The organism is Acetoanaerobium pronyense, from assembly GCF_017874355.1.
In the GTDB taxonomy this organism is placed as follows: Bacteria; Bacillota; Clostridia; order Peptostreptococcales; family Filifactoraceae; genus Acetoanaerobium; species Acetoanaerobium pronyense.
In genome coordinates this window covers 1-11,353 of record NZ_JAGGLI010000003.1, presented here as the reverse complement: position 1 = coordinate 11,353, position 11,353 = coordinate 1, and the positions used below count along the sequence as shown (strand labels likewise).

Annotated in this window: 10 protein-coding genes and 1 rRNA gene; all 11 read left to right on the top strand. The window is 32.0% G+C overall.

The window, feature by feature from the left end:
- Positions 1–77 precede the first annotated feature (77 nt).
- Positions 78–2,135, top strand: a complete 2,058-nt coding sequence (gene recG / locus J2Z35_RS02040) for an ATP-dependent DNA helicase RecG (RefSeq protein WP_209658857.1) — start codon at positions 78–80, stop codon at positions 2,133–2,135.
- 27 nt (positions 2,136–2,162) lie between these two features.
- A complete protein-coding gene (gene rsmD, locus J2Z35_RS02035) occupies positions 2,163–2,720 on the top strand; it encodes a 16S rRNA (guanine(966)-N(2))-methyltransferase RsmD (RefSeq protein ID WP_209658856.1) in 558 nt (185 codons plus the stop codon).
- Entirely contained in the window at positions 2,704–3,207 is a 504-nt protein-coding gene (gene coaD, locus J2Z35_RS02030) for a pantetheine-phosphate adenylyltransferase (RefSeq protein ID WP_209658854.1), read from the top strand. Before rsmD ends, coaD begins: the two co-directional genes overlap by 17 nt.
- 1 nt (position 3,208) lies before the next feature.
- Entirely contained in the window at positions 3,209–3,658 is a 450-nt protein-coding gene (locus J2Z35_RS02025) for an ATPase (protein WP_209658852.1), read from the top strand.
- Between the two features lie 274 nt (positions 3,659–3,932).
- Positions 3,933–4,202, top strand: a complete 270-nt coding sequence (locus tag J2Z35_RS02020; RefSeq protein WP_209658850.1) for a hypothetical protein — start codon at positions 3,933–3,935, stop codon at positions 4,200–4,202.
- Positions 4,203–4,284: 82 nt separating this feature from the next.
- Positions 4,285–5,085: a pyrroline-5-carboxylate reductase gene (gene proC / locus J2Z35_RS02015; RefSeq protein WP_209658848.1), complete on the top strand. Its 801-nt coding sequence runs from the start codon at positions 4,285–4,287 to the stop codon at positions 5,083–5,085.
- Between the two features lie 88 nt (positions 5,086–5,173).
- Positions 5,174–6,151: a tocopherol cyclase family protein gene (locus tag J2Z35_RS02010; protein WP_209658845.1), complete on the top strand. Its 978-nt coding sequence runs from the start codon at positions 5,174–5,176 to the stop codon at positions 6,149–6,151.
- A 55-nt stretch (positions 6,152–6,206) separates the two neighbouring features.
- On the top strand, positions 6,207–7,727 hold the full coding sequence (locus tag J2Z35_RS02005) for a cobyric acid synthase (protein WP_209658844.1): 1,521 nt from the start codon (positions 6,207–6,209) through the stop codon (positions 7,725–7,727).
- Between the two features lie 167 nt (positions 7,728–7,894).
- The gene (locus J2Z35_RS02000; RefSeq protein WP_209658842.1) at positions 7,895–10,243 is read left to right on the top strand and encodes an anaerobic ribonucleoside triphosphate reductase; all 2,349 of its coding nucleotides are present in this window, start codon (positions 7,895–7,897) and stop codon (positions 10,241–10,243) included.
- Between the two features lie 12 nt (positions 10,244–10,255).
- Positions 10,256–10,780: an anaerobic ribonucleoside-triphosphate reductase activating protein gene (nrdG, locus tag J2Z35_RS01995; RefSeq protein WP_330623328.1), complete on the top strand. Its 525-nt coding sequence runs from the start codon at positions 10,256–10,258 to the stop codon at positions 10,778–10,780.
- Between the two features lie 367 nt (positions 10,781–11,147).
- Positions 11,148–11,353: ribosomal RNA gene (locus J2Z35_RS01990) — 16S ribosomal RNA — on the top strand; the annotation flags it as partial.

Here is an 11,353-nt window from a genome sequence, read left to right as displayed (position 1 = left end):
TGTGCTGGGAAAACCCAAATTGGTAATGTAAAAATGGAAACCTAGGTTTCCTTTTTTTCTGTAAAAGAGAGGTACAAATGGACATTAAGCTAGATTCATATATAGATGTGATTCCAGGAATTGGAGAGCGTAAAAAGCTTATATATAATAGGCTTAATATTTTCACAATAAGAGATATATTAAATCATTATCCTTTAAGATATGAAGATAGAAGGATGTTCAAAAGGCTCTCAGAGATTCGTCAAGAAGAAATGGTTTCCATAAAAGGAATAATTCAATCCTTTGAAATAAAAAAACCTAAACAGGGGATGACTCTAATAAAAGTAACCATTAGAGATGGCTATGATATTGGGGAATTAACCTTCTTTAACAATAAATATATTTCTAATAAACTAATTACTGGAAGAACTATAAAGGCTTATGGTAAAGCTAAAAGAGAGTTTGGAAAGGTAAGGATGACATCTCCTGACTTTGAGTTTGATAGTTCAAGATTAAAAACAGGTTGTATTTATCCAGTCTATCCACTTACAAGAGGGCTTTCAAATGATGAGATTTTGAAAGTTCTAAAATTGATTATAAACGAAATAAATATGGAAAGCCTTGAATACTTAGATGGAGAATTAAGGGAAAAACTTAAATTATGCGGACTTGGAGATGCTATAAAAAATATACATTTTCCAAAGGATCCAATATTGATTAAAATAGCTAAATATAGACTTGTATTTGATGAATTTTTTATTTTGCATTTAGGTCTTAAAGTAGTTAAAGGAATCACAGAAATAGAAAAAGGGATATCCTTTAAAAATCAGTCCAAGCTTTTAGATTTTATTAAAAACCTACCTTTTAAACTAACAGATGCCCAGGAAAAAGTAGTGAAGGAAATATTAAGTGATATGAAAAGACCAGTTCCTATGCAAAGATTAGTTCAAGGGGATGTAGGATCTGGAAAAACTATAGTAGCTTTTATTTCTCTCTATAATTCTTACCTCAATGGATATCAAGGAGCTATGATGGCTCCTACAGAAATTCTTGCCAAGCAGCATTATGAGAGTGCGAAGGAGATCTTTTGTGAATTAGGGTTAACTATACACCTGCTTACAGGAAGCACCACGAAAAAACAAAAGGAACTAATATACAAAAGTATCAGAGATGGAGAGTGTGATATTCTTATAGGGACTCATGCACTTATAGAGGACAAAGTTGATTTTAAAAACCTTGGAATTGTAATCACAGATGAGCAACATAGGTTTGGAGTGAGGCAAAGAGGAAAGCTTCTAGGGAAATCTGACTTTACACCAGATATGATTGTTATGACTGCAACACCTATTCCAAGGACTCTAGCTTTAATAGTTCATGGAGATTTAGATATATCCATAATCGATCAAATGCCATCAGGCAGAAAACCTATAAAAACCTATGCAGTAGAAAAGAAAAAAAGAAATGATGTCTATTCCTTTGCAGCAAAAGAAATTGATAAAGGCAGACAGATTTATGTAGTATGTCCTCTTATAGAAGAAAATGAAAAAATGGACCTAAAGTCTGCTCAGGACCTTTATGAATCACTTAAAAGCAATTATCTTAAAGATTATGAAATTGGACTTCTTCATGGGAAAATGAAAGCAAAAGAAAAACAAGAAATTATGGATAGCTTTTTAGAAGGTTCCATAGATGTACTTGTATCCACAACTGTTATTGAAGTTGGTATTAATGTTCCAAATGCATCTGTTATGATAATTGAGGATTCTCAAAGGTTTGGGCTTTCTCAGCTGCATCAGCTTAGGGGAAGAGTAGGAAGAGGAGAGTATCAATCTTATTGTGTCCTTGTATATGTAGGGAAGAATGAAGTAACTAAAGAAAGAATAAAAACCATGGTTTCTACGAATGATGGATTTGAAATATCTCAAAAGGATTTGATTCTAAGAGGTCAAGGAGAGCTTTTTGGTACAAGGCAACATGGAATACCTGAGTTTAAGCTTGCAGACATCTCAAAGCATCAATCTGTTTTAAAACTTGCCCAACAAATTGGAGATGAAATCATAGAAAATGATCCAAAGCTTGAAAGAAAAGAAAATTCTACAATGAAAACTGAATTAAAATTAAGAATGACTCAAATAAATGGTATAATTATTAACTAAAAGAGGTATTTATAGAAAGGAATATAGATGAGGATAATTGCAGGTAAAGGAAGAGGAAAAAAACTTAAAGCTCCTAAAGATAATAAAATTCGACCAACACTTGATAGAGTGAAGGAATCTCTTTTTAATATACTAGGTCCTGAGATTATGGATTCTACCTTTTTAGATATATTCTGTGGAAGTGGAGCAATAGGGATAGAAGCCTACTCTAGAGGGGCTGAAAAAGTAGTATTTGTAGACAAAGACAAGGACTCAATTAATCTTACTAGAGAAAATTTAGCAAGCTGTAATTTCTCTGGAGGAACCTATAAGATACTTGAAGAAGATGCTTATTCTTCTATAAATAAGCTTGCTAATTCAGAAGGCGAATTTGACTATATTTTTATGGATCCGCCATATGATATGAGTCAAATAACTGACTTGCTTAAATTAATATCAAAAAAATCCTTATTAAAATCTAAGGGGATACTAATTATAGAAACTGATATCAAAGAAGAATTAGATGAAAATATAGGAAATTTAAAAAAATATAGAGAGAAGACTTATTCTATATCAAAGCTTAGTTTTTATGAGAGGATTGGTTAAATTGGGGAAAATAGCTGTATACCCGGGAAGTTTTGATCCAGTTACAAATGGACATATAGATGTGATTAAAAGAGCTTCAAAGGTATTTGATCATCTTATTGTAGCAGTTCTTGTAAATGATAGAAAAAAGTCTATGTTCACCTTAGAAGAGAGAATCGATATATTGGAGCAAAGTGTACAAGGCCTAAATAATATAAGTTTTGATAGTTTTTCTGGACTCCTTGTAGATTATTGTGATGATAAGGGTATAGATGCTATAGTAAGAGGACTAAGAGCAGTTTCTGACTTTGAGTTTGAGATGCAAATGGCTCAAATGAACAGAAAGCTTAGTGAAAAAGTTGAAACTGTATTTCTAACTACTAGTGCAGAGCATTCTTATTTAAGTTCTAGCATAGTTAAAGAAGTTGCAAGATTTGATGGAAAAATAGAAGGATTGGTTCCTGAATATGCTATAATTAAGATGAAAGAAAAGTTAAGGGGGGAATAAAATGGAAGTACTAAATCTTTTAGAAATATTAGAAGATATGATAGAAGAAAGTTCTAAAATGCCTCTTGGAAATAAAGTTCTTGTAGATAAAGGAAAAGCCTTGGAACTAATAAGGGATATTAGGATAGGACTTCCTGATGAGCTCAAGCAAGCCGAATGGATTAATGTAGAAAGACAAAGAATAATAGATGATGCACAACGTGAAGCGGAAAAAGCAATAAAGGACTCCGAAGAGTATATCAAAGAAAAAGTTTCTGACCATGAAATTACAAAAAAAGCAGAGGAAAATGCAAAAGAAATTATACGAGCTGCTAAAGAACAAGGAAAAGAAATAAAAGAAGGAGCTAAAGAATATGCCCTTGAAATTCTCAAAAAAGTAGAATCTGATATAGGGAAACTAAATTCTAGAGTTCAGAAAAATATGCAGGAATTAAGAGACTTTGAAATGTAATTAAACGTCCCTTTGATAAATTGTTTAGTGAGGCTAATACCTTGCTTGTAATTTATCAAAGGGATGTTTTTCTATAAAAGCTAAAATCCTAAAAAGAGAATAAGAAAAGGTAACATAGTTCTTAAGAATTAAAAAAAATAGGGAATAGGATTTAACTTTTCTAAAATAAGATTTTTTTTAAAAAACAAAGAAGGGAAAACAAAAAATTCATAGAATACTTGTAAAATAGACTCTTGTAAAGGGTTTAAAATTTACGAAAATTGGGGTGATGAGTTTGGGAATGGTTATAAGCTGGATGTGTGTATTTTCTATAGTGATATTATGCTCTAATTTTTTTAAATTTATTTACATAGAGCTATTTCATGACAACAAAGCTTCCCAAGTACTTGTCAGAGAAAAAGTTGGTATGCCTGTACAAAAAACTAAGAGAACTGTTAGTGAGTCCAGTTCAAATAGTCAAGTTAGATATAAAAAGGCAGCCGGGGAAAGTTTTTCATATCAATCATATGAAGATTATAGAAGAAGCAATAGAATATCAAGATAATAAAAATTCTAAAAATACAAATCCTACAATAACTAAAGTAGGATTTTTGTTTGCATAAAAATATAAATATAAGGAGAGTTTTATGAATAAAAAAATTGGATTTATAGGCTGTGGAAATATGTCTAAAGCTATAATTGGAGGAATTAAGTCCTCTAATATATCTCATGAATTAGATATAATAGCCAGTGCAAGAGATATAAAGAAATTAGAACAAACAAAAGCTGAATATAAAATAGATATTACCTTAGATAATAAAGAGATTGCAGAAAAAAGTGACATAATATTTCTTGGAGTAAAACCAGATATGTATGAAAAAATCATTGAAGAAATAAGAGATGTTATATCACTTGAGTCTATTATAGTTACTATGGCTCCTGGGAAAACTCTATCAAAGATAGAGGAATGCTTTAAAAAAGGTGTTAAAATTTTAAGGACAATGCCTAATACCCCATCTCTTGTCAGTTCAGGAGTAACAGCTATATGTCCGAATTCTAAAATAGATGTAGATGAGTTAAATCTCCTGAAAAAAATATTAGGGACATTTAGCCTGGTTGAAGAAATAGAAGAGAAGCATTTTGATGCGGTAGTTGCAGTTAGTGGATCATCTCCTGCATATGTATTTATGTTTATTGAAGCTATGGCAGATGCCGCTGTAATGCAAGGTTTACCAAGAGATAAAGCATATAAGTTTGCGGCTCAGTCAGTAATGGGAAGTGCAAAAATGGTATTAGAAACAGGAAAGCATCCAGGAGAGCTTAAAGATATGGTATGCTCACCAGGAGGAACTACAATTGAGGCCGTAGCAACATTAGAAAAAAATGGCTTAAGAAATGCAGTAATAGAAGCTATGAAAACTTGCGCAGAAAAAGCTGGAAAAATGTAGTTTTGCATATCTCCCTTAAATTAATTTGTATATTTGATTTTGATTTTAATTGGGTATAAACCTACTATTATTTTAAAGGGGGAAGAGTATGCTTAAAAGAATGAATAAAATAATGGATCCAACAAGATTTCAAGGAACTAAAAATAAAGAGTATTTTGAAGGCTGGTACTTTAAGCTAGTATCTAAAGACAGAAAAACTGTAATGGCAATAATACCAGGAATTTCTAAAGGTGAAAATGAAGAATGCAGTTTTATTCAGGTTTTCATATCAAATGATGATAAAAACTATTATATAAAATATGAAACAGAGGATTTCAGCTATAAAGAGGGTCCTTTTAATGTACAAATAAAGAACAATTTCTTTCAAAAAGATAAGATAGAGATAGATATAGATGAAAAGGAATTGAAAGCAAAAGGAAGTCTTCGATTTAAAAATTTAAGAGAATATCCATCAAATTTAGTAAGGCCTAATATAATGGGTCCTTATTCATTTGCTCCGTTTATGGAGTGCTCTCATGCTGTAGTGTCAATGATTCATACTATTGAAGGAAAACTCGAAATAAATGGGGAGGTATTGGATTTTAATGAAGGGACTGGCTACATCGAAAAGGACTGGGGTACATCATTTCCTTCAGAGTGGATCTGGATGCAGTCAAACTCTTTTAAAAGAAAAGATGCCGCATTTATGCTATCTGTTGCTAAAATACCATGGCTTACAGGAGAGTTTGTAGGACTGATAGGTTTTTTTTCCATAAAGGATAGTAATTTATTATTTTCCACATATAATAAAAACACCATAAAAAATCTTAAATATGAAAACAACATTCTTTCTCTTGATGTCATTGACAAAGATTATACTATAAAAATAGAAGCTAAAAATAAGGGAGGTACACCCCTAAAAGCGCCTCAAAAAGGTGGTATGGAAAGAACTATAAAAGAAAGTCTTGACTCAGAGATTAAAATTAGAGTAATTGGAAATAAAGAAGGACTTTTATATGAAGATATTGGTTTTTGTGCAGGTCTTGAGATATCTCCAAATTACTATATTTTAGGAGATATTGATTGAAGTTGATTTTAGTTATATACTAAATACAACTTAATATTTGTTTGGAGGACTGTAAATGGCTAAGTCAATAATGTTTCAAGGTACTGCATCAGGCGTTGGAAAAAGTATTATAACCGCAGCTTTTTGTAGGATATTTTCAAATGATAGACATATAGTTTCACCCTTTAAATCTCAAAATATGGCCCTAAATTCATTTATAACAAAAGATGGAAAAGAAATGGGAAGAGCTCAAGTAGTACAGGCTGAAGCTGCAAAAGTTGAGCCAGATGTCAGAATGAATCCAGTGCTTTTAAAACCCACTACTGACAAAAAATCACAAGTTATAGTAATGGGGAAAGTAAAAGATAATTTAGATGCATCAACTTACCATAAAGAAAAATCATCCCTAAGAAATACAGTGATAGATGCATATGAATCCCTTTCAAGTGAAAACGATATAATAGTAATAGAAGGAGCTGGCAGCCCAGCTGAGATAAACCTTAGAGAAAATGATTTTGTGAATATGGGAATGGCTGAAATTGCCCAGAGTCCCGTAGTTTTAATCGGAGATATAGATAGAGGCGGAGTATTTGCATCTCTTTATGGCACATATATGCTTCTTACAGACCAAGAAAAGAAATTTGTAAAAGGGGTTGTAATTAATAAATTTAGAGGAGATTTGGAGATATTAAAGCCAGGTCTTAAGATGCTAGAAGAGCTGATAGATCTACCAGTTCTTGGAGTAATACCATATTGTGATATAAATATAGAGGATGAAGATTCTCTTACGGATAGGTTCAATTTAAAGGCTCAAAGTGATAAATCTGTAAATATAAAAGTGATAAAGCTTCCTCATATATCTAATTTTACAGATTTTGATGTATTTAATACCTTCGAGGATTTAAGTCTTAAATATGTAGGTTTAAATGAATCCATTGGGGATGCAGATCTTATTATAATACCTGGAACAAAAAATACTATAGAAGATTTGATAGCTCTTAGAGAGTCTGGATTAGAAGAACAAATTATCAGAAAGCACAAAAGTGGTGTTCCTGTATTTGGGATATGTGGAGGATATCAAATGCTTGGGAAAAAGATAATGGATCCAGAAGGCATAGAGTGTGGAATCAAAGAAATAGCTGGAATGTCAATTCTTGACATAGAAACTGTCTTTGAAGAGGAAAAAGAAACTACAAGAGTTAAAGGAAATATAAATTTTGATATCAAGAGTGGAGTATTTAAAGGCCTAAATGACGTAAAAATAGAAGGATATGAGATACACTGCGGTAGAAGTAAAAATGAATCTGGAGCTATATCTATTAATGAAAAATTAGGACAGGAAGTTAATTACTGTGAAGGAAGTATAAACGAGCAAGGAAATGTCATAGGTACATATCTTCATGGAATATTTGATTCACGAGAATTTACAAATATTATTTTAAATAATATTAAAGAATCAAAAGGAATTGATAAAAAAGAAGATGCGGATATATCATATAAAGAATTTAAAGAAAAAGAATACGACAAATTAGCAGAGCATGTAAAAAAACATGTTGATATAGAAAAAATATATGAAATTTTAGAAAAAGGAGTATAGGGCAGAAATGCCCTTCTTTTTATTTGAAAAAGGCACCTCATACATGAAAAATCCAAAATATCAAGAGTTGACTACATACATAGAAATTGCTACTCTAATAGTTATGAATACCATATGTAGTGTCCGGTTAGAAACAACATACAACATCATGTGGAAAGGGGAAAGGTATGATAGATAAGGTAAAAAAGCGAGATGGAAGGCTTATATCCTTTAATGAAGAAAAAATAACAAGAGCAATATTTTTAGCGGCATCTGAAGTTGCAAGAAATGAAGGTGTAGTTCCAGATTATCAAGTAGCATCCGAGCTTACTCAAGAAGTAATCAAGCACATTAATAGAAAATATGCAGGAACGGTTCCTTCAGTTGAAGATATTCAAGACTCAGTAGTTAAGGTACTTATAGAAACAGGGCATGCAAAAACCTCTCAAACCTACATACTTTATAGGGCAGAGCGAAGCAGGATAAGAGATTCAAAATCGAGGCTTATGAAAACTATAGAAGATATTACATTCCTTGATGCAAAGGATTCTGATATAAAAAGAGAAAATGCAAATATAAACGGAAATACTGCTATGGGTACTATGCTTCAGTATGGGAGTGCAGTATCTAAAGAGTTTTGCAAAAACTTTATAATAAAAAACAATCATTCATTAGCACATGAAAGTGGAGAAATCCATATCCATGATATGGATTTTTTAAATATGGGAACATTAACCTGCTGTCAAATAGATTTAGAAAATATTTTTAAAGATGGATTTTCTACAGGACATGGTTTTTTAAGAGAACCTCAAGATATAATGAGCTATGCAGCACTTGCTGCAATTGCTATACAGTCTAATCAAAATGATCAGCATGGAGGACAGTCCATACCTACATTTGATTATGGTTTAGCAGATGGAGTTAGAAAGACATTTAAAAAATTATACGCAGAGAATTTATACAAATCATTATCCATAATTTCTGATCAGGAACAAAAAAGAGAAGATGCCATAAAGGTTTTAAAATCAGTAATTGAAGATTCAGATTCAGGGAAAATTTCAAGAAATGAGGCTGAGGCTGAGAAAGAATGTTCTATGATTTCAGACATTTATTCTATCTCAAAGGAACAAGTCAAGAAAATTCAAGATTTTGTTTATGAAGAAACTGTTTATGAAACAGATAAAAAAACCTATCAAGCCATGGAAGCATTTATCCATAACCTCAACACTATGCATTCAAGAGCTGGAGCTCAAGTTCCATTTTCAAGTGTAAACTTTGGGACAGATACATCAGAAGAAGGAAGAATGGTTTCAAAAAATCTTATGCTTTCTCAAGAAAGAGGACTTGGAAATGGGGAAACCCCAATTTTCCCGATTCTTATTTTTAAAGTCAAAGAAGGGATAAACTTAAACAAAGAAGATAAGAACTATGATTTATTTAAATTAGCAATGAGAGTTTCTTCTAAAAGATTATTCCCGAATTTTAGCTTTCTTGACGCTCCTTTCAACAAAAAATATTATGTGGAAGGAAAGCCTGAAACAGAGGCTGTTTATATGGGTTGCAGAACTAGAGTTATGGGAAACGTATGTGGAGAAGAGCAGGTATATGGAAGAGGAAATCTATCTTTTACAACACTTAATTTACCAAGGTTAGGTATAAAATATGGTATATGCACAGGAGAAAGGGAAGAGGCTGACATGCAAGGCTTCTTTAAAGAATTAAAAGAAAAGCTTGATTTAATAAGTGAACAGCTTTTAGAACGATTTGAAATCCAAGCATCCAAGAAGGTTAAAAATTTCCCATTTCTTATGGGACAAGGAGTATGGAAGCATTCAGATGAATTAGGGTGGGATGATGAACTTAGAGAAGTTATTAAAGGGGGTACATTAACCCTTGGTTTTATAGGACTTGCAGAGTGCCTTATTGCCCTTACTGGTAGTCATCATGGAGAAAATGAAGATTCTAGAAGGCTAGGTTTTGAAATAATAAAATATATAAGAAGTGAAATTGATAAAAAAAGCGAAGAATATAATCTTAATTTTTCTCTTATAGCAACTCCAGCAGAAGGGCTTTCCGGGAGATTTACAAGAATAGATAGAAAAAACTTTGGAATAATTGAAAAAATAACTGATAAAGATTATTATACAAATTCTTTTCATGTTCCTGTATACCACAGCTTAAGTGCATTTGAGAAAATACAAATAGAAGCTCCATATCATGAACTGACAAATGCAGGACACATAAGTTATATAGAGCTAGATGGAAATCCATCAGCGAATCTTGAAGCCTTTGAAACTATAATAAAGGCTATGAAAAATTCTGGTATGGGATATGGGAGTATCAATCATCCACTAGATAGAGATCCTGTCTGTGGATTTAGTGGTGTAATAGGAGATACTTGTCCAAACTGTGGAAGAGAAGAAAAAGATATTCCTTTTGAAAGAATAAGAAGAATAACAGGTTATCTTGTAGGGACATTAGATAGATTTAATGATGCTAAAAAATCGGAAGTAAATGATAGAATCAAACATATGTAAAGGATGATTATATTGAAAACCTTTAGATTAAGTGGCTTAGCAAAAGAAAGTATTGTTGATGGTTTAGGGCTGAGGTACGTTGTCTTTGCTCAAGGATGCAGTCATAAATGTGATGGGTGTCATAATCCTCAAACTCATAATTATTTTGCAGGAGAGGAATATACAGTAATGACTGTTTTTCAAGATATAAAAAGAAATCCTCTTCTCAAAGGGGTCACTTTTTCTGGCGGCGAACCCATGGATCAAAGTCAGGCTTTTCTTGAACTAGCAAAGCTAGTTAAGGACATAGGCCTTGATATATGGTGTTTTACAGGATATACATTAGAAGAAATATTAGAATCTAAGGATCAATATAAGATAGAACTTGTAAAATATATAGATGTTCTTGTAGATGGAAAATTTATAAAAGATAAGAAAACAATTGAAAAACCCTTCGTAGGGTCTTCAAATCAAAGAATAATAGACATCAAAGCTTCAATGAATGGAATTGTTTCAGAAATAAATTATAGAAGTCCTCAGGAAATCACTCTACTATAATATTATTATACTAAAATAGCTATCAGTTAAAAAATGAAACTTTTACAGGGTAACATTTTTCTGATAGCTATTTTTATTTTCGCTTAAACTAGACTTAAGATATATAGATAATCTATGATTTTATGAATGGATAAATTTCTTAATTATTCTAGAATTGAATTGTTTTAAAAAAACTTTAGGAATAGTGTTGACTTTTTTTTTTCTGCATGATATATTAATATATGTCCTCAGCGAGAGGGCAAAACAAAACGGCCAAGTGGCCAACACATGAACCTTGAAAACTGGATAGTAAACCATAAATAGCTTCTTAATTGAAGCAACACCATTTATGAAATAAGTCAGTTAATTTTAACTGAGTTTTAGGATTATATTTGAGAGTTTGATCCTGGCTCAGGATGAACGCTGGCGGCGTGCTTAACACATGCAAGTCGAGCGGAGAAATAGGAAGGAATCCCTTCGGGGAGGAATTCCTATTTCTTAGCGGCGGACGGGTGCGTAACACGTGGGTAACCTGCCCTTATCACCGGGATAACACACTGAAAAGTGTGCTAATACCGGATAACATCAACTTAT

Excerpts from the sequence above, each read along its gene's own strand:
- recG (WP_209658857.1), top strand. The coding sequence starts at position 78 with ATGGACATTAAGCTAGATTCATATATAGATGTGATTCCAGGAATTGGA.
- rsmD (WP_209658856.1), top strand. The coding sequence starts at position 2,163 with ATGAGGATAATTGCAGGTAAAGGAAGAGGAAAAAAACTTAAAGCTCCT.
- coaD (WP_209658854.1), top strand. The coding sequence starts at position 2,704 with ATGAGAGGATTGGTTAAATTGGGGAAAATAGCTGTATACCCGGGAAGT.
- J2Z35_RS02025 (WP_209658852.1), top strand. The coding sequence starts at position 3,209 with ATGGAAGTACTAAATCTTTTAGAAATATTAGAAGATATGATAGAAGAA.
- proC (WP_209658848.1), top strand. The coding sequence starts at position 4,285 with ATGAATAAAAAAATTGGATTTATAGGCTGTGGAAATATGTCTAAAGCT.
- J2Z35_RS02010 (WP_209658845.1), top strand. The coding sequence starts at position 5,174 with ATGCTTAAAAGAATGAATAAAATAATGGATCCAACAAGATTTCAAGGA.
- J2Z35_RS02005 (WP_209658844.1), top strand. The coding sequence starts at position 6,207 with ATGGCTAAGTCAATAATGTTTCAAGGTACTGCATCAGGCGTTGGAAAA.
- J2Z35_RS02000 (WP_209658842.1), top strand. The coding sequence starts at position 7,895 with ATGATAGATAAGGTAAAAAAGCGAGATGGAAGGCTTATATCCTTTAAT.